A 26,912-nucleotide genomic window follows, 5' to 3' on the forward strand; every position below is an offset into this window, starting at 1 on the left:
ATCCTTTTCCGTTTGCACCCGGCGGGGCAGAACTGGTATCTGTACGCATAACCAGTATTCGCCCGCATGGCCCTGAATTCCCGTGACTGCCAATCCCCTCGACGACCCGTTCTATTACCTCAACAACTTCCGGCAAGTGCTTGACTGGCTTGAACTTCGTTATGCCGATGTGCTGAGCGAAACCGAGCACGGGTTCATCCGCGACTTAAAAGCCTTGCCCCAGGCGGCACAGGGTTTGCTGGTGCGGCTGGTCATGCGCAAGGGCGTGCATTTTCGCGCGAGCAAACTCAATTACGACGAGATCGGTGATATCGCGCAGGCCGCGCAGCCGCTGCTTGATCACGGTTGGCTCGACGCGCAGGCGTCGCTGTCCATGGTCGACTTGTTCGATGTGTTGCTCAAGGCCGAGATTCTGCAAGCGTTCGGCCCTTTCATCGACCAGCCCAAGGGGCGCAAGGACGATTGGCTGCCGCTGCTGGCCGAGCAGTTTGCCGACGCCCGACGCCTGTGCGACTGGGCGCCATTGCTCGACGATCGGCTGTTCAGCCTGACGATCATGGACCTGTGCGATCGCTTGCGGCTGATGTTCTTCGGCAACCTGTATCAGGACTGGTCAGAGTTCGTGCTGGCCGACTTGGGCATCTTTATCTACGAAAAAGTTGAATTCTGCAGCGAATCCCGCGGCCTGCGCAGCCGGGCAGACGTTGACGCCTGCCTGTTTCTGCACCAGTGCCAATTGCGTTTCGAGGCCGGCGAACCGCTGCAAGCCATCGCCGAGCAGGTCAGCGCGCTGCACTTCGACAATCCGTGGCTGCAACGCCGCCGGGACAAGGTGCTGTTCCAGATCGGCCAGTACGCCGAGCGCATCGGCGAGTTTGCCTTCGCGCTGAGCGTTTACCGCGAAAGCGCCTGTCCCGGCGCGCGGTTGCGCATGATCCGGGTTCTGGAGCGTTGCGCCGAATACCCGTTGGCGCTGGAACTCGCCACGCTGGCTGAACAGGCGCCGGAAAGTGCCGCCGAACAACAGGGCCTGCAGCGCATAGTGCCGCGATTGCGGCGCAAACTCGGCGGACCACCGCTGAAACGGGTCAAGGCCAGACCGGTCGAGCGCCTCGACCTGCAACTGCCGCGCAGCGACCCGGCATTGTCGGTGGAGTGTTATGTGCAGGCTCACCTGCATGACGACGATGGCCCGGTGCACTATGTGGAAAACAGCCTGATCAATGCACTGTTCGGCCTGCTGTGCTGGCCGGCGATCTTCGCGCCGCTGCCGGGGGCGTTCTTTCACCCGTTCCAGCGCGGCCCGGTTGACCTGTTGAACGAAGACTTTCAGCAACGCCGCGCCGAGCTGTTCGAGGCGTGCCTGGCCGAACTTGACGACGGCCGTTATGCCGAGACCATTCGCGCCCGGTTTGTCGGCAAATGGGGCATACAGTCTCCATTCGTGTTCTGGGGCGCCTTGCATGAAGACCTGCTGGAGCAGGCGCTGGCCTGCCTGCCGGCCGAACACCTCAAGCACTGGTTCAAGCGTCTGCTGCTCGACATCAAGGCCAACCGTACCGGCATGCCTGACCTGATCCAGTTCTGGCCGCAGCACAAAACCTACCGGATGATCGAAGTCAAAGGCCCCGGCGACCGCTTGCAGGACAACCAACTGCGCTGGCTGGAATTCTGTCATGCGCATCAGATGCCGGTTGCGGTGTGCTACGTGCAATGGCTGGAGCAGAGCGCTTGAGCTACAGCGTTGCAGTGCGCGCGTTGTGTGAGTTCACCGCCAAGACCGGTGACCTCGACCTGCGGTTCACCCCGTCGCCGACAGCGCTGGAAGGCATTGTCGGCCATCGCACCGTGGCCGCGCGGCGCAGCGCGCACTACCAGAGCGAAGTCGCGCTGGAAGGCGAGTTCCGCCAGTTGAAAGTCAAGGGCAGGGCGGACGGCTACGATCCGGCGCAAAATTGCCTGGAAGAAGTCAAAACCTACCGTGGCGATTTGAGCAAGCAACCGGCCAATCACCGCCAGTTGCACTGGGCGCAGGCGAAGATCTACGGCTGGTTGATGTGCGGCAAGCTGGGTCTTGAGCAGATCAACCTGGCGCTGGTGTACTTCGACATCGTCAGCGAAAAGGAGACGTGCCTGATCGAGGCGTACAGCGCTGAGGCGCTCAAAACGTTTTTCGAACAGCAATGCGCGCTGTTCCTGCACTGGGCCGAACAGGAAATGGCCCATCGTCAGGCGCGCAATCTGGCAGCGCAGCAACTGGCATTTCCTCATGCCGACTTTCGTCCGGGCCAGCGGCATCTGGCTGAATCGGTGTTCAAGGCGGTCAGCACCGGTCGCTGCCTGATGGCCCAGGCCCCGACCGGAATCGGCAAAACCCTCGGCACGCTGTTCCCCATGCTCAAGGCGCTGGCGCCGCAGCAGTTGGACAAGGTGTTCTTTCTTACGGCCAAGACGCCGGGGCGCAAGCTGGCACTCGATGCCAGTCAGGTGTTGTTCGCGCAATCGCCGGCCTTGCCGTTGCGGGTTCTGGAAATGGTCGCGCGGGACAAGGCTTGCGAGCATCCGGACAAAGCCTGTCACGGCGAATCCTGCCCGCTGGCGCAGGGTTTTTACGATCGCTTGCCCGCTGCCCGTGAAGCCGCGGCCCGGGTCAACCTGCTGGATCAGGCGGCGATGCGTGAAGTCGCCGCGCAGCACGCGGTGTGCCCGTATTACCTGAGCCAGGAAATGGCCCGCTGGGCTGACGTGGTGGTCGCCGACTACAACTATTACTTCGATTTCAGTGCGCTGCTGTTCGGCCTGGCGCAGCTCAATCAATGGAAAGTCGCGGTATTGGCCGACGAGGCGCACAACCTGGTTGAGCGCGGCCGGCAAATGTACAGCGCCAGCCTTGATCAGTTCACCCTCGCCAGCGTGCGTAAAACCGCACCCGCAGCGCTGAAAAAAGCCCTGCAACGGATCAACCGCGAATGGAACGCCCTGCATGCCCCGCAACTGGCGGCGTATCAGGCGTACGACAAGCCCCCGGAAAAACTGCTGCAAGCGATTGCCCTGGCCTGCGGTGCGATCGGCGATTACCTCAATGAGCATCCACAGGGCCTGGACAGCGGACTGCAGAATTTCTATTTCGACTTGCTGCAGTTTGCCCGTGTCGCGGAGTTGTATGACGCGCATTACCTGTTCGACATCAGCAAACGCGACCTCGACCGCCCGCGTCCGATGTCGCAACTGTGTTTGCGTAACGTGGTGCCGGCGGCGTTCATCGGGCCACGGCTGCAAGCGGCGCGCAGCAGCGTGCTGTTCTCGGCGACGCTCAGTCCGCGTGATTATTACGCCGATCTGCTCGGCACCCCGGGCGATACGGTGTGGATCGACGTCGAATCGCCCTTTGCCGCCGAACAGTTGCAGGTCCGCATCGTCAGCCAGATATCCACTCGTTTCAATCACCGTCAGGCCTCGCTGGAACCCATCGTCGAACTGATTGCACGCCAGTTCGCTGAGCGCCCGGGCAATTACCTGGCGTTTTTCAGCAGCTTCGATTACTTGCAGCAAGTGGCAACCTTGCTGGCTGAGCGATACCCCCGGATTCCCTTGTGGCAACAGTCGCGGGGCATGGCCGAAGGGGCGCGACAAGCCTTCCTCGACCAGTTCACCGCGGACAGCCAAGGCGTCGGTTTTGCCGTACTGGGCGGTGCGTTCGGCGAAGGCATCGACTTGCCGGGCGCCCGGTTGATCGGCGCATTCATTGCCACTCTGGGGCTGGCGCAGCTCAATCCGGTCAACGAACAACTGAAGCGGCGCATGGCGGCGATCTTCGGTGCCGGTTATGACTACACCTACCTGTATCCGGGTGTACAGAAAGTCGTACAGGCCGCCGGCCGGGTGATTCGCACCCGTGAGGATCGGGGGGTGGTGGTACTGATTGACGACCGCTTTGCCGAATCCCGGGTCCAGCAGCTGTTACCGCGCTGGTGGGCGCTCAAAAACGACCCGGTGGCTGTCCAATTCGGCGCAATGACGCATACTTCAGCACATGACACTGTGCGGTGAAAGTGATGAGTGAACACAACAGGACGGCTGCGATCGAGGAGCGGCGTTTCAGGCTGCTGATCGATGCGGTTGTCGACTACGCGATCTACATGATCGACCCGGATGGCATCATCACCAGCTGGAACTCGGGCGCCAAGCGGTTCAAGGGTTACGAGAAAAACGAAATCCTTGGCGAGCATTTCTCGCGGTTCTACACCGCTGAGGACCGTGCTGCCGGCCTGCCGCAACAGGCGCTCGACACCGCGATCAACGAAGGACGCTTTGAAGGCGAAGGCTGGCGGGTACGCAAGGACGGCACGCATTTCTGGTCGCACGTGGTGATCGATCCGATCATCGACACCAATGGCCAGTTGCTGGGTTTCGCCAAGATCACCCGCGACCTGACCGACCGCAAGATGGCCGAGGAAACCCTCAAGCAAAGCGAACAGCAGTTTCGCCTGCTGGTGCAGGGCGTTACGGATTACGCGATCTACATGCTCAGCCCCGAGGGGCGCGTCAGCAACTGGAACCAGGGCGCCCAGCGGATCAAGGGCTATCTGCCGGAAGAAATCATCGGCCAGCATTTTTCAATCTTCTACACCCCGGAAGACCGCGACAACGGCGAGCCGCAGCGGGCGCTGGAAATCGCCACCCGCGAAGGGCGTTTCGAAAACCGAAGCTGGCGGATGCGCAAGGATGGCACGCGTTTCCTGGCCCACGTGGTGGTCGATGCGATTCGCGGTGACACGGGCACGCTGCTGGGTTTTGCCAAGATCACCCGTGATGTGACCGAGGCCCATGAAGCGCAAGTGGCACTGGAGAAAACCCGCGAAGCGTTGTTCCAGGCGCAGAAGATGCAGGCTATCGGACAGCTCAGCGGCGGCATCGCCCATGACTTCAATAACCTGCTGACGGTGATTCTCGGCAACCTGGAAATCGTCCAGAAGCGCGTGGGTGACGACCCCAAAATCGGCCGTCTCCTGGAGAATGCCACTCAGGGTGCCTTGCGCGGCGTATCGCTGACCCAGCGTATGCTGGCGTTCGCCCGCCGCCAGGAACTCAAGACCGAGTCGGTCGATATCCCGCAACTGGTGCAAGGCATCACCGGGCTGCTGCGCAGCTCGCTGGGACCGGGAATCCGCATCGTGACGCGGTTTCCCGAGGGGCTGGAACCGGTGCTGGCCGACAACAATCAATTGGAACTGGCGTTGCTCAACCTGGCCACCAACGCCCGCGATGCCATGCCCGAAGGTGGCTGCGTGATCATTGATGCGCAACCGCAAGTGGTGCTTGAACAAAGCCATGCGACGCTGGCGGCGGGGCGTTATGTCTGCCTGCGTCTGATCGATGATGGCGAGGGCATGGACGCTAGCACCTTGTCCTCGGCCAGGGACCCGTTTTTCACCACCAAGGGCTTGGGCAAAGGCACCGGGCTGGGGCTGTCGATGGTGCATGGCTTTATCGAGCAGTTGGGCGGGCGTTTCGTCCTCAAGAGTGAAAAAGGCCACGGCACCACCGCCGAACTGTGGATTCCGGTGGCCGGCGAGGGCGCGCCAAGCCTGTCACAGAGCCGGTCCGCCGAGCAGACCACGGTGCCAAGGCTCAGCGTACTGGTGGTGGACGACGACTCTCTGGTGCTGACCAGCACCAGTCTGTTGCTGGAGGACCTCGGCCATCGAGTGGTCAGTGCAACCTCGGGCAGCCAGGCCCTGAAGCTGTTCGATGAGGGCGAAGTCATCGACCTGATGATCACCGACATGGCCATGCCGCACATGAGCGGTGCACAACTGGCGCATGCCGTGCGTTTGCTCAAGCCGGACCTGCCGATCATTCTCGCCACCGGTTATGCCGACCGCCTGGAAGGGTTCGCCGCGCAACTGCCACGACTGCCCAAGCCATTCACGCAGATGAACCTGGTCGAAATCATCGCCCGATCGATGAAAAGGGGCACTGGTCGATCCGGCTGAACTTGTCGGAATACGCAGCCTTCCAATGGTCTTTATTCATCTGGAGGGCGCGTCTTTTGCCTCGCATACTGACTCAGTCGACCGCTGAAGAAACCCTGACCGAACATAACGCCAAGATGTTCGGCTCGCCCAAGGAACGGCTGGATTTCTATCGCCGGGAAATCCAGTACGAGACCAGCATCCTCGCCAATCGCACCGACGCCTATCTGGCGGCGCAGTCGTTTCTGGTGATTGCCTTCGCCTCGTGTATGGCTAACCTCAATCCGGAATGGGGCAAGATGTTCACCTTGGTGGTGCCGCCGTTTCTGGCGTTGCTCGGCGTGCTCAGTTCACTCAACGCCTGGCCGGGGATTCGCGCGGCGTACGACATCATTGACCACTGGCATTTCAAGCAAAGCCAATTGCTGCACAGTGAACCGGTGATGGGCCTGGCCTATGACGAGTCGCCGCTGTTCAGCGAGATGGAATCGAGCCACAAGGGCTATCGCAAATCGCTGCTGTTTTCGGTGCGCACGCCGTGGATCTTTGCCACGTTCTGGGTTCTGTTGGGCGTTTATGCGGTGTTTATTCAGGTGACCAATCCATGAGGTGGACGGGCGGATGAGGCGCTTGCGCTGGATGTGTGGTGGGGTGGGATGTCCTCTCACCCCAGCCCTCTGGCGAAAGAGAGCGCTGGGGTGATGAGTCCTGGATTACGCCGTCTCAAGCTCACGCCGCGTTTGCACGGCATTCTGCACCGCCGTCGGAATGGGCGGGAAATCTTCGTTCAAGACATACAAATGGTCGATCGCGTCTTCAAACTTCGCATCGGCTTTCTTGCGCAAGGCTCGGTATTGCTCGAATCGCTCGAAGTCCGTCGGGGTCGTTTCAAGCAGTTCGTTTGCCGCTTTGTTCAGCGCGTGGGCTTCTTCGAACAGTTGGCGGTTGCGTTCCAGAGCCAGCGCTCTGCAAGCCTTGATTTGCGCAGGAGTCGAGCATTCGTTCATGACCGTGACCTTAATGTTGTCGAGGTTCCTTTTCATAGGCAGCGTGCCGCAGGGGAACCGAACCTGCCGGGCCGCGCCGGGTGATTGGCGCGGTTAATGTTGTGACCCGCGCCCATGGCTGGCTGATCCATTTTTTTGCAGAAAAAAATTCGATTATTTCCAACGATTTGAAGCGCTTGAAAAATCAGATTTTTCGTTTCTTAAACTGTTCGTACCGCGCAAGCATCGGCTGCGTACTCACGCCGTGCAGCAGAATGCTCAGGGCCAGCACCGATAACGTGATATCGGTGCACACCGTCGCCACTTCGACGCTCAAGCCGTGGTTCAAGGCGAAAAACAGATAAAACAGACTGCCGATGCCGCGGATGCCAAACCAGCCGATCAGCCCGCGTTGGGGCCAACTGAGCAAGCTGCCCCAAGGCATCACGGCCACGCTCAGCGGGCGAATCAGACAAAACAGTACGGCGCCAATCCACAACGCTCGCCAATCCCAATGGGCGATCAGTACGACGCCGAGCAGGGTCACCAGAAAGACTTCCATCGCCCGCTCGACCAGGCTGCCGAAGGCGAGCATGTCGCCCATCATGATGCCGGCGGCCACCTGGCTGTCCTGCAGTTGCGCGGTATCGCCATGCACCGCGTCCTGCGGTTCGACGTTCTGGTGGCCAACCACGGGTTGCACCAGATGCTCGGCCGGCGGTTGGGTGACGCCGGTGGACTTGACTTCCTCCTGGCGTAAGCCGAGGCCGGCAGCGAACACCGAGAGAAACCCGTAGCCGCCTATTGCATCCGCAACCACGTAAGCCAGTGCAATCAACGCCAGCGTGAGGTAATCATTCGGCCCCAGCGTGCTGTCCTCGTTGTGGATCCGCAGCGACAGGGCGATGCGGCCGATGCCACGGCCCATCCAGTAACCGGTCAGCAGCCCCACCGGCACGGCCCACAACAGGCTGCGCAAAACCCAGTCCTGCCATTCGCCGGGGCTGCCATCGCCGTGCAATAACAGCAGGCCGAGAATTACGAAAGGGAACGCAACGCCGTCGTTGAGTCCAGCCTCTCCGGAAAGGCCGAAACGCACGCTGTCGACGTCCTGCGCATCGTTGACCTGGACCAGCGCGGCGAGGACCGGATCGGTCGGTGCGAGAATCGCGCCGATCAGCAATGACGGCCCCCACGGCAATTGCAGGCCCCAATGCAGCAGCAGGCACACGCCGATGATCGTCAGCAGCATGACCGGCCCGGCGAGGCCGAAAGCGATGCACCAGGTTTTGTTGCGCAGCGGCAGGCGCAATTTCAACCCGCAGACAAATAGCGAAAAGAGCACCGCAACTTCAGTCAGGTGCTCCATCCATAGCGAAGCGTTTTCCAGCGACAGTTTCAGCAGGTTCAGGCCACTGGGACCGATAACGATGCCTAGCAGCAGGCACACCGCTGACGTCGTGACCGGCAACCAGCGTAGCCATGAAGATGTCAGAGCAAGGGTCAGCAGCACGCCGCCGAGCACCGCGACCCATACGCTGAAGTTCATCTTCGGGCACCGCCACGTGTCGTCAGGCGCAAACGCACCGGATCAACCCGCATGGGTGCGCAAATACTCAGGCGTGAGCACGTTGAACCACAGCAGGATCATCGACACCAGGATTGTCACCAGCACCAGCAGACCGACGCCCCAGACACTCGCCGAGTACAACAGGCCTTGCTCCCGGCGCTCGTGCATGAACGTCGGCAGGCCGACGAACAACAGGAACGTCGAATACACCGATGCTGCCCCCAGCACCAGAATGGCCAGCCAGCGGCTTGGGTAAAGGCCGGCGATTCCGGCGATGAAAAAAGGCGTCACGGTGTAGGCGGCAAAGCCGATGCACTGATTCAGCGTCGGGCGGGTATCGAAGGATCGCGACATCCAGCGGATGAAACCGCCCATCAACGCGACGCCGACAACAATGGTCAGGTACAGCAAAACGCACAATTGCACAGCGCTCGCGGCGCTCAGCTTTACCGTCTCACCCGCGGCGAGGCTCCAGCCGACATAGGTGGTGCCGACGAACAGGCAGACAGCAGGAATCAGCGCCAGGACCAGCAAATGCGCAAGATAGTGGCGCGGATGAGCCTCTTCTTCGCGGCGGATATCGGTCCAGGCGAAATTGGGTTGGGTGAAGAGTTTGACGATCGGTGCGGACATGACGATCTCCTTTTCCTGACGGCCCGTTGGGCGCTTACAGGTATGGAGAGGCGTCATGCCGCTGGGTTCAGTTTTTCTTGAACACGGTTACAGCATCGGTTTGCCGCCGGTCACGCCGTAGCGCTGGCCGGTGATGTAACTGGCTTGATCCGACGCCAGCAGCACGTAGATCGGCGCGACTTCCACCGGCTGGCCGGGGCGGCCGAGTGGCGTGTTGCCACCGAAGTTCTGCACTTCTTCCTCGGGCATGGTCGAGACGATCAACGGCGTCCAGATCGGCCCGGGTGCAACGCTGTTCACACGGATTTCCTTAGGCCCGAGCATCTGCGCCAGGCCACCGGTGAAGTTGGCGATGGCGCCTTTGGTGGTGGCGTAGGCGAGCAGGGTGGGTTTGGGCATGTCCGAATTGACCGAACTGGTGTTGATGATCGATGAGCCGGGACGCATGTGTTTGATCGCTGCCTGGCAAATCCTGAACATGGCGGTGATGTTGACGTCGAAGGTCATCACCCATTCGTCATCGGGGATCTCCTCGAAGTTTTCGTGGGTCATCTGGAACGCTGCGTTATTGACCAGCACATCGATGCGGCCGAAGCGCTCTACAGTCTTGTCGACCAGCGCCTGGCAATGGGCTTTTTCGGCGATATCGCCGGGCAGCAACAGGCATTGGCGCCCGGCCTGTTCGACCCAGCGTGCGGTTTCCTGGGCGTCTTCGTGTTCGTTGAGGTAGGCGACAGCGACGTCGGCGCCCTCACGGGCAAAGGCAATCGCCACCGCGCGGCCGATGCCGCTGTCAGCGCCGGTGATCAGGGCGATCTTGCCGCTCAGTCGCCCGGAGCCAACGTAGCTTTGCTCGCCGCAGTCGGGGTACGGTTCCATCTTGCGCTGCGAGCCGGGCACCGGTTGGGCTTGTTGGGGGAAGGGTGGTTTTGGATAGTCAGTCATCGCGGGACTCCTGATTTCAAGGCCAGTGTTCGGGGTTGACCCGACGGCTTTGCCTTGAGTTCGATCGGATTTGCAGCGGATTTAGTTCGCGGAGATCGCATCCAAATGTGGGAGCGAGCCTGCTCGCGAAGGCGCCGGGTCAGTGACATCAATGCCGACTGGCCCGCCGCCTTCGAGAGCAAGCTCCCTCCCACAATTGGTTTTGTTGCGGTCAGTAATAACTCTGGTGTACCCCAAACCTGTGGGAGCGAGCTTGCTCGCGAAGGCGCCGGGTCAGTGAAATCAATGCTGACTGACCCACCACCTTCGGGAGCAAGCCCCCTCCCACAATTGGTTTTGTGATGGTCAGTAATAACTCTGGTGTACCCCAAACCTGTGGGAGCGGGCTTGCTCGCGAAAGCAATTGATCAGTTTGGAAACCTTGGCTGACCCACCGCTTTCGTACAGCGCCGCTCGTGTCGCGGTCATGGCATACTGCCGCGCATGACTTTCAACTCCCCCTTGAGCGCTTGGCAACACGCGGTCCAACATAAGGGCTTCATCCAGGATGAAGCTCAGGAACACGCGGTCTGGGCGCTGCAAAAATGCCATGAAGCCCTGCATGCCGGTGCCCGCTCCGTCAGCGGTGTGTACCTGTGGGGGCCGGTCGGACGCGGCAAGACCTGGCTGATGGATCAGTTCTATCAGAGCCTGCGCGTGCCCGCCCGGCGCCAGCACTTTCACCACTTCATGGGGTGGGTGCATCAGCGCTCGTTTCAACTGACCGGCATCGCTGATCCCTTGCGGGTATTGGCGCGCGAGTTGGCCGCCGAGGTCCGCGTGCTGTGCTTCGATGAGCTGTTCGTCAACGATATTGGCGACGCGATTATTCTCGGGCGCCTGTTTCAGGTCATGTTCGACGAAGGCGTTGTGGTGGTCTGTACCTCCAACCTGCCGCCGGACGACCTGTATGCCGATGGCTTCAACCGCGACCGGTTTACCCCCGCGATTGCCGCGATCAAGGCGCACATGCAAGTGGTCGCAGTGAACGGCGCCGAGGATCACCGCCTGCATCCGGGCGCCATTGAACAGCGCTATTTTGTCAGTGCGCCCGGATCGCCGAGCGCATTGTCCGACGTGTTCAACGTACTGAATGCCGGGCAACCGTCCGCTGCCGAGCCCGTTGCCGTGGGGCACCGAATGCTCAATGTGGTGCGGGCCAGCCAAGCCGTGCTGTGGTGCCGTTACGCTGATCTGTGCGAGCAACCGTTCGCCGCGATGGACTTCATCGCGCTGTGCGACCGCTACCGGGCTATTCTGTTGAGCGAAGTGCCGAACCTGAGTGCGCGCAAGCGCGAGGGGCGCATTGCTCGCGGCACCGAAGATGGCGCCGAACGGGTGATCGCAGGTGATCGTGAACTGCCGCAGTTGTCGGTGCACGACGATGGCGTACGTCGATTCATCGCGCTGGTGGACGAATGCTACGACCGTAAAGTGCCGTTGTACATCGAGGCGCAGGTGCCGATGGATGCGCTGTACACCGAGGGCTATCTGCAGTTCCCGTTCCGCCGCACCCTCAGCCGTCTACAAGAGATGCAACTGCAGCGTTTCGCCGAAGCTTGAACAAGGAGAGGGCGCCGACATGAGCCAACCGCTGTCCCATCATTTGCTGACCATGGCCTATCAAAATGCCTGGGCCAATCATCGTCTGGCCAAGGCCTGGATCCAGCTCGACGCCGCTGAACTGGCGGCGCCACGGGTGAGCTTCTTTCCGGGCATCCGCCTGACGCTCAATCACATTCTCACCTGCGACTGGTTTTACGTGGATGCGCTGGAGCGAGAGCTGCGCGGTGACGAGCCGCACCCGGACTGCTACGTGTTCTTCAATCAGGACGAGCCATTTACCGAAGCCGCCTCGTTGCGCGACGAGCAGGCCCGCGTCGACCGACGGTTGATCGCTTATTGCGAACAACTGCGCGATGCCGAGCTGACGCGAATCGTCACCATTGCGCGCGACGCACCGCAACATGACAGTCGTCTGCGTCTGCTGTCGCATCTGTTCGAGCATCAGATCCATCATCGAGGTCAGGTCCATGCGATGCTCAGCGGGACGTCGATCGAACCACCGCAACTGGATGAATTTTTCTGTGCCGGCGAAAGCGCACTGCGCGCCGAAGACTTTGCCGAACTGGGCTGGACCGAGGAACTGATCTGGGGACATTGATAAAGCAAAACAGCGCAGCGGCCCCACGCAGCTGCTGCCGAAGGCTGGGATCTTTCTATTTTCCAATTGTGGCCCGGTCCGCACTCGCGCTAAGGTCAGCCAGCCTTTCAGTTCGCACTTTGCGTGCCGGGGCGATTGTTTGTTCGGGGATGGAAATGGATTGCGCAGAAATTCTTGTGCTTCAGGCCAGCTACACCAATCCGTTACACGCCGAGGCCATCGGTATCGTGCTCAATCATTATGCAGAAGACCCCATGGGCGGCGGACACCCGATCGCCCCGGAGCTGTTGCAACGCCTGCCCGAAGAACTTGCGCGGCGGCCCTATGCTTTCAGCGTGCTGGCGTTTGTCGGCGGCGAGCCGGCCGGTCTGGTGAACTGTTTCGAGGGCTTTTCAACCTTTGCCTGCAAACCGCTGGTCAATGTCCACGACGTGGCGGTGGTCGGCAAATTCCGCGGCCTCGGCCTGAGCCAGAAAATGCTCTGCAAGGTCGAGGATATCGCTCGTCAGCGCGGTTGCTGCAAGATCACCCTGGAAGTCCTCGCAGGCAACGCCGTGGCACAAGGCGCTTACCGCAAATTCGGTTTCGCCCCGGGAATGTTCAATCCCGATCATGGGCAGATGCTGTTCTGGATCAAGAACCTGCAGGCATAAAAAAGGCGCCCGAAACGGGCGCCAACTGTCTACTTCCAGGCCAGAGCGAAGCCATGGAAGGTCCATTGGTGATGCACAACATTCAGTCGCGATAAGACTCGGTGACTTGCGCGGTCTGGTCGGCGGGAACGCGGATTTCTTTTGCGTCAGCGTCGGCCTTCTGTGCGCTTTGCGCGTGCTGGACCGGGAAGTTGTCGTAGTAGTAACGCATGCGCTCGGCGCCGCCCTCGGCGAAAACGCTCGAAGAGACGAGGGCGAGCAGTGCAGCGAACATTGCGGTAGTGATTTTCATGGTACCTCCTACTGAACAAGTGGGAGTCGTTCATCCATGAAGCAGACCTCGGCGATGAGTGTGGGTGGGCGGCATTAAGTTGGTGTTAACAGCTCAAAGCCTCCAGTCCAGGCTCACTGTCAGGGTGCGCGGATCGCCCCAATACACGCCGTTGTAAAAGCCGACGTTGTCGTAGTACTTCTTGTCGAACAGATTGTTGATGTTCAGCGACGCCGACAGGTGGCGGTCGAACGCATATCGCGACATCAGATTGACCAGCGTGTAGGCGCTCTGGTTGATGCGCGCGTTTTCTGTAGTGAGCCCGACCGGGCGGATCGAGTTGCCGTAGACATCGCTTTGCCAGTTCACCGCGCCGCCCACGGTCAGCGCCTGCCACTCGCCTGGCAGGCGATAGGCCGTGGAGACCCGCAACAGGTTCATTGGCTCATTGGTGTTGGTGCGCTCGCTCGTACCGTTGACCGAGTGGGTATAGGTGTAACCGGCCGTCATGTTCCAGCCCGTCATGACTTCACCGGACACCTCGGCTTCGAAGCCATTGACCTTGTTGCCCTTGCCGCCAGACTTGTAGAACTGTTCGCGGGTTACCGGGTCCGGGGGCACTGAATTGTCGACTTCGGCGACATTGTCCTGCTTGCTCCAGAACACCGCAGTGGAGAGGTTCAGGCGCTCTTCGAACACACTGCCCTTGAGGCCCAACTCGTAGTTTTTGCCGACGACCGGGTCAATGTATTTGCGATTCTTGTCGCGGTTGCCCTGGGGTTTGAAGATGTCGGTGTAGCTCACATACACCGTGTATTGCGGCGTCAGGTCGTACAGCAGCCCGGCGTAAGGCGTCCAGACGTCGTTCTGTTTTTGGGTGGTGTAATCGACCTCGGTCAGTTGCCGATTGGTATCGAATTTGTTGCCGGTGCTGGACGCTTCCCAACTGCCGTATCGGCTGCCGAGCACGGCATGCAGATCTTCGGTCAGGCTCAGGCGCGTGGCGATGTATCCGGCTTGCTGCCGGGTATTGTCTTTGGAGCCAGTGAGATCGGTGACGGTGTCGCTGAATTTGGCGATACCGCTCATGTACTTCCAGTCGCGGATGGTTTCGTAATCGCCGGGTTGCGCACTGGCAACCGTATAAGGGGAGTGCGAGCGCCGCTCGGCCTCACCGTAGCCAAACATCATTTCGTGTTCACGCCCCAGCAGCGAGTAGGCGCCGGAGACATTGAAGTCATACGCCTGCATTTTCTGCGTGCCGATCATGTGCGAGGTGTAGGCGCTCATGCCGCTGCGGTCGGCCTTGGGGAATCCGCCGCCGCCGTAATAGACCTTGCCGTCGGTATCGCTTTGCCGGTGGGTGTAGGCAGCTTTCAGGCGCCAGCCGCCGGCCAGTTGCTGGTCGAGGGTGGCGAACGCGGTTTTGTCTTGCAGCGGCCAGGAACTCCACGACGTCGCCATGTTGGTCGAACGCCCCAGCCCGGCCTTGCTGCCATCGGCATTCCAGTAAGGCACGGTGCCCCAGGACGAACCTTGTACGTGCTTGTTCTGGTAGTCGTAACCGACTGCCAGCACGGTGGAGTCGCTCAGGTCGGCTTCCAGCACGCCGTAACCAACCTCCCGTTGCAGCGCGTATTTGTCTTTGATCGACTGGCTGTCGCGATAGGCGAGCACCGTGCGCCCACGCAAGCGACCATCAAACGCCAAGGGGCCACCGACATCGACGTAGCTGTAGTAATCGTCATAGCTGCCCCCGCTGACCCCGGCCAGCGCCTGCCATTGCGCAGTCGGCCGCTTGCGCACCATGTTGATGGTCGCCGACGGATCCCCTGCGCCAGTGGTCAGCCCGGTGGCGCCGCGGACCACTTCGATGCGGTCGTAGATAATCGTGTCCGAGTCGGACTTCATTCGATCGAAGGTGTTGAGCATCCCGTCGATCTGGAAATTGTCGATCGCATAACCGCGCGAAGAATAACTGACCCGATCCGAATCCAGATGCTGCACCACCACGCCCGTGGTCTGACGCATCGCCTCGGACAACGTGCCGAGCTTGAAATCATCCATCTGCTGACGCGTGACCACCGACACCGATTGCGGGGTTTCCTTGATCGACAGGTTAAGGCGCGTCGCCGTGCTCATCGCACCAGTGGTATAGGACTCGGTGTTTTCAGTGCTGGTGCCCAGGCCTTGCGCACTGATGTTGGTTGCGGCCAGTTCCAGTGCATTGCCGGCGGGTTGCGGAGGCTTTTCAGCTTCGGATTCGGCCAGCAAATCAGCGCTCAAAGCAGCACCGCACAGGCCAAGGGTAAGGGTCATGGAACGGGTGATGGGCGCAAACATCGCAGCCGACTCCTTGTCTTCGAGGGAAAAATTTCCGTTTGTTCAAAGACGAAGGGTGGGGTGGAGATTTAGGGGTAGACGAGAAGTATTGTTATTTGCGGATGTTTCAGCTTTTCGCAGGACTATTTAAAGAAGTCGGAGTGAGGGCAGGGCAGGCAACCGCCGCAAAACCTGCGAAGCACACCCGTTCCCCTGTGGGAGCGAGCCTGCTCGCGAACGCGGTGGATCAGTCGCAAAATCTGCAATGACACCCCGCGTATGCGAACAAATCAAATCACCGCACCGCGGCATCGCGTTAATGACCGGTGTCTGCGCCAGCTGTTCTCAAACGTTGAGCCTTGAGCGCCAAGCCTCGAGAGACGGGGTTAGCCAGATAGGAAACCTGACCTCGTAAACGGTCTTGAACGGGACTGCTGTCGCCGCCACGCTCGGGGTCACCCCAGGTCACTACGCGGCCACCGGAGGTCAATGCGACGAAACCTGATCCATTGCTATAGAGCGCTTGTACCTGAGTGAGCTGTTCTGCAACAGGAGAGAGGTCACCGCCAGATCGTACATTTCCCCACGCGACAACCGTACCGTTCTTGCGCAAAGCTGCGTAAGCAAGCCCACTCCCGCAGACCTGAACAATGTCATCCAGTTGGGCAATATCGGCAGGGATCGTTCCTCCCGCTTCGCTATTGCCCCATGCCACGACGTGCCCATTGGCTCGACGAGCGGCGAACGAGATGTTTGTTGAGCTGACGTCTACAATGTCTTTCATTTCAGCAATGACTGGATCAACAACTCCGCCGTAAGACGTGTTGCCCCAAGCGACCACCTGTCCCGTCCTGCGTATCGCACAGAATGCTCCGAAGTGAGCGGCCGTTAATTCGATAACATCGGTCAGGTCGGCAACGGGCTCGGGTAGCATACCGCCGCTGTTTTCCTTTCCCCATGCAACGATTTGGCCAGTGCTTCGAAGCCCTGCGAAGGCGCTGCTGGCACTTACCAGTTTTTTGATATCCGTTAGCTTTCCAAGCTCGACAGGAATCTCACCGCCAGTTGTTGCGTTGCCCCACGTCACCACTTCGCCATTGATTCGCTGAGCCGCGAAGGCCATAGGATTACTGGTCACTTCGACAATGTCGTTTAACGCACCGATTGCTTCTGGGAGTACTCCACCAGTAGCTGGATCCCCCCAGGCCGTAAGGCGACCGGTCTCTCTCAAGCCTGTAAATGCCCAGGCACTACTGACAACCTTGGTAAAACCTGACGGATCGATGTCACCCATGTCGCCGCCATACTCAGCTTCACCCCACGCATTGACCACTTGGTTAGCGCGAAGAATTGCATAAGCCCCGACAGAACAGCTCACGGCAACGATGTCTTTCAGGACGGCAATATTTGAAGGGACGATGTCTCCGTATTTCGGATGACTCCATCCCACGACGTCGCCCTCGTCGCGGATCGCTATGTAGGATGTCTCGCCGCCGATAATGTTGGACGGGTTGATTGTCAATTGGTCATCGTCTGTGCGCACTTGCAAGAGCTGTTGGGGCAAGTCGTCGCGCCAACTGTCTGCAACTTCCCAATGGGGACTTGAGGCGTATTTCCATTCAACTTTTAATGGTTTACCTGTCTGCGCGTGGAAGGCGCTCAGTATCCGACTGCTAACGGCTTTCTTGAATTCGCTAGAAGATCGCGCTCCCAAAACTCTGAGGCTCCCTTTATCTACCACCTCGCGCACATCATAAACCGTCGGATCCGAAGGCCCGTCTGTGCCCCCGGCCTTACGCTCAACCTGATAACTGAGCGCGATTTCCTCACCCTGTTCAGCCACTATCCGCGCATGTCCGATTTTGATCGAAGTCAGTTCCTTGTCCGCTTCGGCCGCCAGAACTGTGTGCGGGTGGGTGGTCGTGGTTTGGCCTTCCAGGGTGACGGTGATTTGATCGCCTTCCTTCAACCGCGCCTTGGCGGGGATGATGACGGTAGCGCCGTTCGGGTAAATCCCCCCCAATAGATCTTTTTGTTTGCCGGTTGCTTGGAGGAACGTGGCAACGGGTAAGTAACCGGGCAGGGTGTTCTGATGGCGGGCCAGAGGCGTGTGGCTGGAAGAACTATCGGTGGACATGGGCTGCAACTCCGTAGGTGAAAGTGACGGAGTGATTGAACGGCTAAAAACGCAATTGCGCACCTGTCAGATCTGACAGGTGCGAAGGTGATGCCGACGAGTGGTCGCGAACCGCGAGCGCGTTTTGTACTTCCTCCAAGCGCAAAAAAGCCCCGCATCTTTCGATACGAGGCTCTCCTACAAGCGAACAACGTTTATTTCTGCACGACTTCCGAAGGTCCTGCGGCGGCGGTTTTGGGCTTCATCAAACTGAAATCGATCAACGCACGCTGCTGGGTTTGGTAAGGATCACCAATCAGCAGCGGGCGCTCCTTGAAGCTGTCGCTGACCAGGCTCTTGCTGCGGTCGAGTTCGTCGAAGCTCAGGCCGGCCATGTCGGCCCAGGTGTGGATCAGGTGCGAGCTGCTGTACGGTCGCTCCAGGTCGGCAGCGAAGTTCCAGTCGTGGGTTTGCTTCCACTTCGGCGATGCCCAGGCCATGAACGGAATGGTGTACATCGGTGCGGTCGGTTTGTTTTCGTTGCGACCCAACGTTTTGTGGCCGACCGAGTCGAACACATCCTCACCGTGATCCGAAAGGTACAGCAGGAAGCCGTTCGGATCGGATTTGGCGTAATCCTTGATCAGGCTCGACACGACAAAGTCGTTGTACAGCACGGCGTTGTCATAGCTGTTGTAGGTCGGCACTTGGTCGTCCCGCACGCCAGCCGGTACGCCCTGGCGATCCTGGAATTTGTCGAAGGTCGGTGGATAGCGGTACTGGTAGCTCATGTGCGTGCCGAGCAGATGCACGACGATCAGCTTGCGCGGCGCCGCGTCGGCCAGGGCCTTGTTGAACGGCTCGATGACGTCGCCATCGTACTGCGCGGCGTTCTGGTTGCGGTTGTTGTTCAGGTACACCTGCTCATCGGCCTGTTCGGAGAAGGTCGTGAGCATGGTGTTGCGCTTGGTCATGGTCTGCTGGTTGGTGATCCAGAACGTTTTGTACCCGGCCTGTTTCATTACGCTGACCAGCGACGGAGTCGTCAGGTACAGGTCCGGATGCTCTTCGTCAGCGAAGGTCAGCACCTGCTGCAATGCCTCGATGGTATACGGGCGAGGGGTGACGACGTTGTTGAACACCGCCAGTTGGTCCTTGAGCTTGTCCAGTTCCGGCGTGGTGTTGCGCTGATAGCCGTAGAGGCTCATGCGCTGACGGTTGGTCGATTCGCCGATGACCAGCACCAGCGTCGCCGGCTGATTGGCGGAGGCGTCCTTGAGGTTTTTCAGCGGAGGGATCTTGCTCACGTTGTGCAGCATGCCCTGCATGTCGGCGAGGGTCTCCTGATAACGGTGATAGGCCACGACCATCTGCCAAGGCACGGCCGGCTCGATACGGGTTTCGAATTTTTCGAAGCCCTGGGCGAAAGAGCCCATGCGCAGCGTCTGCTTGACCAGCGGGTAACCGATCACCGCGATCAGAATCGCCATCGCCGCAACGAACGCACGGCCACGCGGCATGTATACCGGGCGCAGACGAGCCCACAGGAAGTAAGCGAATGCGGTATGCGCGAGGAACGCCGGAACCATCCACCAGGCAAAGTACTGGGTCATGTACTCGCCAGCTTCAGAGATGTTCGATTCGAACATGATGAAGATGACGCTCTGGGAGAACTCCTGCTCATAGATGAAGAAATAGCCAAGGCTGGCCATCGAGCAGGCCCATAGCACCACGCCGATCAGGGCGGCGAGCAAGCGGGTGTGTCTGGGGAAGAGCAACATTGGCGCCAGCCAGATCGCGCTCATGACGAACGCCTGGCGGAAACCGGTGAAGCCCGAAGTGCCGGTCAACTGAATCAACAGTTGGGTGATACCGGAGAAATACCAGAAAAATACGAACAGCCAGAGAAAACCAGCCCAGTCGAAACCTGTCGCAGTCGTTTTGCTGCGTTTGAACAATGCCATTCAGCACTCCAGCTCAGTCATCAAACCACCGCCGGAACGCATCCATGACACCGACGAACAAAAGCCGTACGCGCAGGTACGGCCAGAATGGGGGCGGAGTATCCCCAAGCGAATGTGAAAGTTTCGTTAATCGGCGCCATGCAACAGCCGCAAGCGCAGGGGTGAAACAGGTCGGGAACGACGATGGCCGCTCCCGTAGCAGGCAGGATCAGGCGTTGGGCGCGCGCAGCACAACCGGGCGGGGTTGGGGCTGGGCGTCTTGAGTCAATGCGCGCAGCTGCGCCAACTCGTGTTTCAACTGGTCGCGCTCGTCCTTCAACTGACGCAATTCATCGCGACGGATCGTGACGTAGAGGGTTTGTGGCGGCATTGCTGTGTGTACTGTGCCCATTGCTCACCTCGCAAATGGCGTGCATCAACTGTAAGTCGCCCTCGCTTTCGAGGTGCGTGACTTACTATCGGCGCCAATTTTGATTTCTTTTGCCTGTGAATGGAACTTTTTTATTTTTCATGGTCGGTGTGTCTTCGGCACGATTCGAGGCGTTATCAGTCTGGATCGGGCACAATGCCCGGAAACTTCATCGCAACGCTCTGGACTAACCTCCATCAACCGCGTTGGGCTATAACCAATGACACACATTTATTTGTAGTAAGGAGCATCAGCACATGCAACTCGGGATTATTGGACTGGGCCGCATGGGCGGTAATATTGCGCGGCGCCTGATGCTCAACGGTCACACTACCGTTGTCTACGACCGCAATACCGCTTTCATCGACACCCTGGCCGCCGAGGGCGCCACGGGCGTCGCCGACCTGCCGGCCCTGGTGGCCGGTCTGGACAAGCCACGCGCCGTCTGGGTCATGCTGCCGGCCGGTGCGCCGACCGAAGAGACCATCGACACCCTGAGCAATCTGCTTGAAGCCGGCGATACCATCATCGACGGCGGCAACACCAACTATAAAGATGACATTCGCCGGGCCAGGACGTTGGGCGAGAAGGGCCTCCACTACATCGACGTCGGCACTTCCGGCGGCGTCTGGGGCTTGGAGCGCGGCTACTGCATGATGATCGGTGGCGACGCCGAGACGGTTAAGCGTCTGGACCCGCTGTTCGCTGCTCTGGCGCCGGGCATGGGCGACATCCCGCGTACCAGGGATCGCAAATCCGACGACCACCGCGCCGAACACGGCTACATCCACGCAGGTCCTGCCGGCGCCGGGCACTTCGTCAAGATGATCCACAACGGCATCGAGTACGGCATGATGGCCGCGTTCGCCGAAGGCTTCGACATCCTCAAGACCAAATCCAGCGAGCGTCTGCCGGAAGATCAGCGTTTTGATCTGAACGTGGCCGACATTGCAGAGGTCTGGCGTCGCGGCAGTGTGGTGTCCTCGTGGCTGCTCGACCTGACCGCCGATGCGCTGGCCAGCGATCCGAAACTCGACGGTTTCTCCGGCTCCGTAGCGGACAGCGGCGAAGGCCAATGGACCATCGAGGCGGCCATGGAACAAGCAGTGCCGGTGCCGGTGCTGTCCAACTCGCTGTTCTCGCGCTACCGCTCGCGCGGCCAGGGCACCTTCGGCGACAAGATCCTGTCTGCACAGCGTTTCGGCTTCGGCGGCCACGTGGAGACAGCCAAGAAATGACCCATACGATCCGCAGAAAATCCAAGGCAGAACCCGCACCACCGACCACGCTGTTTCTGTTCGGTGCCCACGGCGACCTGGTCAAGCGCTTGCTGATGCCGGCGCTGTACAACCTCAGTCGCGACGGCCTGCTGGACGATAATCTGCGGATCGTCGGCGTCGACCACAACGCGATTACCGATGAAGCCTTCGCGCAGAAGCTCGAGGATTTCATCCGCAGCGAAGTGGCGGCGAAGGTCGGCAAGGGCGATCAGATGCTTGATCCGGCCTTGTGGGCCAAGCTCGCCAAAGGCATCAGCTACGTCCAGGGCGACTTTCTGGACGACAGCACTTATTCAGCGCTGGCGGCGAAAATCGCCGCCAGCGGTACCGGCAATGCGGTGTTCTACCTGGCCACCGCGCCACGTTTCTTCAGCGAAGTGGTGCGCCGACTCGGCAGCGCCGGTTTGCTCGAAGAAACCCCTGAAGCGTTCAGAAGGGTGGTGATCGAGAAGCCGTTCGGCTCCGACCTGCACACCGCTGAAGCCTTGAACGCTTGCCTGCTCAAGGTGATGACGGAAAAGCAGATCTACCGGATCGACCATTACCTGGGCAAGGAAACCGTGCAGAACATCCTCGTCAGCCGGTTTTCCAACAGCCTGTTCGAAGCTTTCTGGAACAACCATTACATCGACCACGTGCAGATCACGGCCGCCGAAACCGTCGGCGTCGAGACCCGTGGCAGCTTTTATGAACACACCGGCGCACTGCGTGACATGGTGCCCAATCACTTGTTTCAGTTACTGGCGATGGTCGCGATGGAACCGCCGGCGGCGTTCGGCGCCGATGCGGTGCGCGGCGAGAAGGCCAAGGTCGTGGGGGCGATTCGTCCCTGGACCGTCGAGGAAGCGCGCGCCAACTCGGTTCGCGGCCAGTACAGCGCCGGTGAACGCGACGGCCAGCCATTGAACGGCTACCGCGAAGAACCCAATGTTTCGCCCGACAGCACCACGGAAACCTACGTGGCATTGAAGGTGATGATCGACAACTGGCGCTGGGTCGGCGTGCCGTTCTACCTGCGTACCGGCAAACGCATGAGCGTGCGGGACACCGAAATCGTCATCTGCTTCAAACCGGCGCCTTACGCGCAGTTCCGCGACACCGAAGTGGATGAATTGCAGCCGACCTACCTGCGCATCCAGATTCAGCCCAACGAAGGCATGTGGTTCGACTTGCTGGCGAAACGACCCGGGCCGGCGTTGAACATGGCCAATATCGAGCTGGGCTTCGCCTACAAGGATTTCTTTGAGATGCAGCCGTCGACCGGCTACGAAACGCTGATTTATGACTGCCTGACCGGCGACCAGACACTGTTCCAGCGCGCCGATAACATCGAGAATGGTTGGCGCGCGGTGCAGCCGTTTCTCGATGCCTGGCAGCAGGATGCAAGCGTCGAGACGTACGCAGCGGGTGAAGATGGCCCCAAAGCGGCTGAAGATCTTTTGACTCGCGATGGCCGCGTCTGGCATGGCCTGGGATGAGCAAACCGATCCGTTTTCTACTGAGTGACATGGACGGCACGCTGTTGCTGCCCGATCACACGCTGAGTCAGCGCACCATTGACGCGGTGCGATCGCTGCGCGAGGCGGGCGTGTTGTTCAGCCTCGCCACCGGGCGCCCCCCGCGAGCCATGTTGCAGCAGATCGAGGCCTTGGGCGTTGATCTGCCGACCGCGGCGTTCAACGGTGGCACCATCGTCAATCCCGACGGCACTTTGCTGGCCGCGCATTATTTACCCGCGACAACGGCGCTGATCGCACTGGCGCAATTTGCCGATCAGCCGGATGTCGAGATTTGGGTCTTCAGTGGCGGCGACTGGTTGCTCAAGGATCCGCACGGGCCGATGGTGCCCCGCGAGCAGCACGGCCTGGGCTACCCGCCGGTAGTGGTGGAAAGCTTCGAGCCGTATCTGGAGCGTATCGACAAGATCGTCGCCACGAGCAACAACACCGAACTGTTGATCGAACTGGAAGCGCAACTGCTGCCGAAGGTCAACGGCATGGCGCAAGTGTCGCGTTCACAACCGGTGTATCTCGATGTCACTGCACTGGAGGCCAATAAAGGCACCGCACTGACGACCATTGCCGATTACCTCGGCGTGCCGCTGGAGCAAACGGCTGCAATCGGCGACGGCGGCAACGACCCGGCGATGTTCAAATGCGCCGGCCTGTCGATCGCCATGGGCCAGGCGGAGGAGGCGGTGAAGCGTCAGGCTGATGTCGTCACCGCGCCAAACACCGAAGACGGCGTGGCCCAGGCGATCGAGCAATACATCCTCCCGCGCTGATCCAGCACAAAACCCCCGTGTGGGAGGGGGCTTGCTCCCGAAGGCGGTGGGTCAGTCAACATCAATCTCACTGCGCCGGCGCTTTCGCGAGCAAGCCCGCTCCCACAGGGTAATCGGTCTTCTGTCAGAGCCAATAACTCACGGCATACCAGCCGAGCAGGCCCATGACCACGGTATAGGGCAGCGCCATCCACACCATTCGCCCGTACGACAAGCGCACCAGCGGTGCAATCGCCGAGGTCAGCAGGAACAGGAACGCGGCCTGGCCGTTTGGCGTCGCCACACTCGGCAGATTGGTGCCGGTGTTGATCGCAATCGCCAGCGTCTCGAAATGCTCGCGGGTCATGTGGCCGGCGAGGAAAGCCTGTTTGACTTCGGTGATGTAGATCGTCGCGACAAACACATTGTCGCTGATAGCCGAGAGCAACCCGTTGGCAATAAACAGCATGCCCGGCTGCTGGTCCACCGGCAGGGCAAGCACCCACTGAATCAGCGGGGCAAACAGTTGTTGATCGTGAATCACCGCGACCACGGCAAAAAACACCACCAACAGCGCGGTAAACGGCATCGCATCCTTGAACGCAGTGCCCAGGCGATGCTCATCGGTGATCCCGGTAAACGCGGTGATCAGCACAATGACCATCAAACCGATCAGGCCGACTTCGGCCAGGTGGAATGCGAGGCAACCGATCAAAATCAGCGCCGCCGCACCTTGCACCAGCAATGCTGCAGTCTGACGCGTCGTGCGCTCGGCGTTGTCTTCGGCGGCGTAGTTGGCCAGAACAGCACGAACGTTATCCGGTAAAAGCGTGCCGTAACCGAACCAGCGCAGCTTTTCCAGCAGCACGCACGTCACCAGACCCGCCGCCAGCACCGGTAGGGAGACCGGCGCGACTTGCTGGAAAAATTCGCCGAAATGCCAGCCCATCTCATGACCGATTAACAGATTCTGCGGCTCGCCCACCAGCGTGCACACGCCGCCGAGCGCGGTACCGACCGCGCCGTGCATCAACAGGCTGCGCAAGAAAGCGCGAAATTGGTTCAGGTCGTCGTGATGCAGCGTGGGCAGGTGCTGGTCGTCGCTGAACTCGCTGTCCTGGCGTGGATCGTTGCCCGAAGCCACGCGGTGGTACACCGAATAAAACCCCACCGCCGCGCTGATGATCACCGCGGTCACGGTCAGGGCATCGAGAAACGCCGAAAGAAACGCCGAGAGGAAGCAGAACATCAACGACAGGATCGCTTTCGAACGCACGCCGAGCAACAGGCGCGAGAAAAGAAACAGCAGCAGATCTTTCATGAAGTAGATGCCTGCGACCATGAACATCAGCAGCAGAATCACCGGGAAGTTATGCAGCAGCTCATCATAGAGTGCCTGCGGCGTAGTCATCTTCAGCAGTAGCGCTTCGACCAGCAGTAGGCCTCCGGGCATCAGCGGGTAGCACTTGAGCGCCATGGCCAGGGTGAAGATGAATTCGATCACCAGCAACCAGCCCGCTACGACCGGGCCTACGGTGAACAGCACCAGCGCATTGATAATCAGGAAACCGATGATTGTCGCCTTGTACCAGCGCGGCGACTGCCCGAGAAAGTTGTGCGCGAACGCCTGGGCCATTGATCCGGACATCGGTTGCTCCTTGTTTTATTGAAGGGCGCAAGTTGCCGGATGTGACGGGCAAGTTCAAGTGGGGCGTGGGTTTGTCTCAATCACCCATGGGGCCGACGCTGTTCCGTCCGCCTTGCGAACGATCAAGTTTTGCGTGCCTGGCAAGAAATTTTTGACCTTGGTGCTCCAGTATTCGTCCGAATGTGCTGATCAACTAAAGCGCCTACTGTCAGAACAACAGGTACGAGGCTAATCCACGCGAACGGTGAGACGCTGTCACCGTCTGCTCGCCTAGCGATTGAGATACCGCGCCACCATCGCCCGGTAGTTGCCGTCCAGCGAATACCCGCCCACCACAATGGCTCCGTCCACTTGCAGCGCCAGTGAGTTGGCGGTGTCGAGGCTCCTGCCCAGGCGGGTCCGTAGCCAGCCATGGCCAGCGCCGAAGCTTGAATCCAGATGGCCATCGGGCCGATACCGGGCGACGATAAAGTCGGCCTCGACCCCGCCGATGGTTGCGCCCACTGCGATGATGTTGCCGTTGGCCATGCGCTGGGCGGCGCTCCACTGGCAGCCGCTGGGGCCGATATCCAGCAACTGGGGCTGGCCGTTATTGCAATGTGCGTCGGGGCGCCCGTTGGCGTGCAGGTTGAACGCCAGGCAGCGAATCGGGTCGCGGCTGCTGCCAAAACACTGCAGCGACTCACCGGACTCGATGACCTGACTGACCTGGGCGCTTTTGCCGTGAGCCGTGAATGCCATGAAGCCGTCCACGGCGAACCGTTCATCCAGGCGCCCATCGGGCAGGTAGACAGCAAGTAGGCCTTCTTGCGGAAAACCGATGGAGCCGGCGACCACAATCCTCCCGTCGTTTTTCAGCAGTAGGCGACTCAGCCAGGTATTGAGCAACAAGTGGCGGACCATCACGAAGCCGCGGCCGTTAAAGCTGTCATCCAGGCTGCCGTCGGCCTTCAGACGAATGAGCAGGCCGGCATGGTCCGCGAGTTCGAAATGATGGTTGGCGATCAGCAAGATGCGGCCGTCATCCTGCACGGCAAAATCACAGGCTTCGACACCCGGGACACCGGGCGGTAACCAGTGATCGCGGGTGCCCATGGATAAATCGCCCGGCAGGCGCACAACCTGAAAACCGTTATCGGCGAACGCTGGGTCTGGCCGGCCCTGCGCATCGAACAGGGCGAAGCCGGGCAGGGTGCGATGGCTGTTTTCATAATGCAGGCCGGCCAGCAGAATGCGCCCGTCCGGCAGCGCCTGGACCTTGCCGGCCATGGCTTCGAAACCCGCGGCAAACGTACCGATCACGCTGCCCTGAACGCCGAAGGACAAGTCGGCCGAGCCGTCTGCGAGCAAGCGCGCGAGACCGAAACGGCAGCCTTCAAGGGTACCGACCTTGGCGGCCACCAGTATCCGGCCTTGGGCATCAAGGGCGACATCCTGGGTCAGGCTGGACAAGCTGCCGGCAAAGTACACCTGCGCAACGCCGCGGAAGGCGAACGTCGAATCAAGTGGTCCCGGATGGTCTGCTGACGCTGGAAGCGCAAAGGCGTTCAGGGTGGACATGCACGCATCTCCTTGCGAGTTGACCACGGCCGGGAGCCGGCGGGGATAACTGCATGAGCGGAACATTCAAAACCTGAACGCGAGGAAGTACAACTGTTAGAAGTAGCAGACGGA

21 protein-coding genes are annotated in these 26,912 nt (G+C 60.1%); 10 read left to right on the forward strand and 11 right to left on the reverse strand.

From position 1 onward, the window contains the following. Positions 1-82: 82 nt before the first annotated feature. From HU755_RS00990 to HU755_RS01005, 4 genes are read left to right on the forward strand one after another with little or no spacing between them, the layout of a single operon-like run. On the forward strand, positions 83-1,735 hold the full coding sequence (locus HU755_RS00990) for a VRR-NUC domain-containing protein (protein WP_186630265.1): 1,653 nt from the start codon (positions 83-85) through the stop codon (positions 1,733-1,735). Next, positions 1,732-4,050, forward strand: coding sequence for an ATP-dependent DNA helicase (locus HU755_RS00995; RefSeq protein ID WP_186630266.1), 2,319 nt, complete (start codon positions 1,732-1,734; stop codon positions 4,048-4,050). Before HU755_RS00990 ends, HU755_RS00995 begins: the two co-directional genes overlap by 4 nt. A gap of 5 nt (positions 4,051-4,055) precedes the next feature. Continuing rightward, entirely contained in the window at positions 4,056-5,996 is a 1,941-nt protein-coding gene (locus HU755_RS01000; RefSeq protein WP_186630267.1) for a PAS domain-containing sensor histidine kinase, read from the forward strand. Between the two features lie 56 nt (positions 5,997-6,052). Beyond that, positions 6,053-6,583 (forward strand): hypothetical protein, encoded by a 531-nt coding sequence (locus tag HU755_RS01005; RefSeq protein WP_186548336.1) that lies wholly within the window; start codon positions 6,053-6,055, stop codon positions 6,581-6,583. A 105-nt stretch (positions 6,584-6,688) separates the two neighbouring features. On the opposite strand, the gene HU755_RS01010 is transcribed toward HU755_RS01005, so the two are convergent. From HU755_RS01010 to HU755_RS01025, 4 genes are all read right to left on the reverse strand, one after another. Next, positions 6,689-6,982, reverse strand: a complete 294-nt coding sequence (locus HU755_RS01010) for a hypothetical protein (RefSeq protein ID WP_186630268.1) — start codon at positions 6,980-6,982, stop codon at positions 6,689-6,691. Positions 6,983-7,166: 184 nt separating this feature from the next. Further along, positions 7,167-8,510 (reverse strand): sodium:proton antiporter, encoded by a 1,344-nt coding sequence (locus HU755_RS01015; RefSeq protein ID WP_186630269.1) that lies wholly within the window; start codon positions 8,508-8,510, stop codon positions 7,167-7,169. 42 nt (positions 8,511-8,552) lie between these two features. Further along, a complete protein-coding gene (locus tag HU755_RS01020; protein WP_186630270.1) occupies positions 8,553-9,164 on the reverse strand; it encodes a Yip1 family protein in 612 nt (203 codons plus the stop codon). An 87-nt stretch (positions 9,165-9,251) separates the two neighbouring features. Then, positions 9,252-10,109, reverse strand: coding sequence for a glucose 1-dehydrogenase (locus HU755_RS01025; RefSeq protein ID WP_186630271.1), 858 nt, complete (start codon positions 10,107-10,109; stop codon positions 9,252-9,254). 483 nt (positions 10,110-10,592) lie between these two features. Here HU755_RS01025 and zapE point away from each other — a divergent pair, with 483 nt between their 5' ends. From zapE to HU755_RS01040, 3 genes are all read left to right on the forward strand, one after another. Then, a complete protein-coding gene (gene zapE, locus HU755_RS01030) occupies positions 10,593-11,711 on the forward strand; it encodes a cell division protein ZapE (RefSeq protein WP_186630272.1) in 1,119 nt (372 codons plus the stop codon). Between the two features lie 19 nt (positions 11,712-11,730). Next, a complete protein-coding gene (locus HU755_RS01035; protein WP_186548322.1) occupies positions 11,731-12,312 on the forward strand; it encodes a DinB family protein in 582 nt (193 codons plus the stop codon). Between the two features lie 155 nt (positions 12,313-12,467). Further along, positions 12,468-12,965: a GNAT family N-acetyltransferase gene (locus HU755_RS01040; RefSeq protein ID WP_186618958.1), complete on the forward strand. Its 498-nt coding sequence runs from the start codon at positions 12,468-12,470 to the stop codon at positions 12,963-12,965. Between the two features lie 82 nt (positions 12,966-13,047). Here HU755_RS01040 and HU755_RS01045 read toward each other — a convergent pair whose 3' ends face one another. From HU755_RS01045 to HU755_RS01065, 5 genes are all read right to left on the reverse strand, one after another. Continuing rightward, positions 13,048-13,257, reverse strand: a complete 210-nt coding sequence (locus HU755_RS01045; protein WP_186548318.1) for a hypothetical protein — start codon at positions 13,255-13,257, stop codon at positions 13,048-13,050. A gap of 93 nt (positions 13,258-13,350) precedes the next feature. Next, entirely contained in the window at positions 13,351-15,579 is a 2,229-nt protein-coding gene (locus HU755_RS01050; protein WP_186630273.1) for a TonB-dependent siderophore receptor, read from the reverse strand. 295 nt (positions 15,580-15,874) lie between these two features. Beyond that, entirely contained in the window at positions 15,875-17,695 is a 1,821-nt protein-coding gene (locus tag HU755_RS01055; RefSeq protein WP_186630274.1) for a hypothetical protein, read from the reverse strand. 194 nt (positions 17,696-17,889) lie between these two features. Beyond that, entirely contained in the window at positions 17,890-19,638 is a 1,749-nt protein-coding gene (locus HU755_RS01060; RefSeq protein WP_186630275.1) for a phosphoethanolamine transferase CptA, read from the reverse strand. 208 nt (positions 19,639-19,846) lie between these two features. Next, positions 19,847-20,029 carry a DUF6026 family protein gene (locus HU755_RS01065; RefSeq protein WP_186548314.1) on the reverse strand — a complete coding sequence of 61 codons (183 nt, stop codon included), beginning with the start codon at positions 20,027-20,029 and terminating at the stop codon, positions 19,847-19,849. 275 nt (positions 20,030-20,304) lie between these two features. Between HU755_RS01065 and gnd the strand changes: the two genes are divergently transcribed. From gnd to HU755_RS01080, 3 genes are read left to right on the forward strand one after another with little or no spacing between them, the layout of a single operon-like run. Next, a complete protein-coding gene (gene gnd, locus HU755_RS01070) occupies positions 20,305-21,285 on the forward strand; it encodes a phosphogluconate dehydrogenase (NAD(+)-dependent, decarboxylating) (protein ID WP_186630276.1) in 981 nt (326 codons plus the stop codon). Then, on the forward strand, positions 21,282-22,805 hold the full coding sequence (gene zwf / locus HU755_RS01075; RefSeq protein WP_186630277.1) for a glucose-6-phosphate dehydrogenase: 1,524 nt from the start codon (positions 21,282-21,284) through the stop codon (positions 22,803-22,805). Before gnd ends, zwf begins: the two co-directional genes overlap by 4 nt. Beyond that, positions 22,802-23,611, forward strand: coding sequence for an HAD family hydrolase (locus HU755_RS01080; protein ID WP_186630278.1), 810 nt, complete (start codon positions 22,802-22,804; stop codon positions 23,609-23,611). The genes zwf and HU755_RS01080 overlap by 4 nt, the downstream gene beginning before the upstream one ends. Positions 23,612-23,735: 124 nt before the next feature. Here HU755_RS01080 and nhaB read toward each other — a convergent pair whose 3' ends face one another. Next, positions 23,736-25,238 carry a sodium/proton antiporter NhaB gene (nhaB, locus tag HU755_RS01085; RefSeq protein WP_186630279.1) on the reverse strand — a complete coding sequence of 501 codons (1,503 nt, stop codon included), beginning with the start codon at positions 25,236-25,238 and terminating at the stop codon, positions 23,736-23,738. A gap of 270 nt (positions 25,239-25,508) precedes the next feature. Then, complete coding sequence (locus HU755_RS01090; RefSeq protein ID WP_186630280.1) at positions 25,509-26,798, reverse strand: hypothetical protein; 1,290 nt, start codon at positions 26,796-26,798, stop codon at positions 25,509-25,511. Positions 26,799-26,912: the final 114 nt, after the last annotated feature.

Source organism: Pseudomonas sp. SWRI111, assembly GCF_014268555.1.
GTDB classification, from domain to species: Bacteria; Pseudomonadota; Gammaproteobacteria; order Pseudomonadales; family Pseudomonadaceae; genus Aquipseudomonas; species Aquipseudomonas hamedanensis.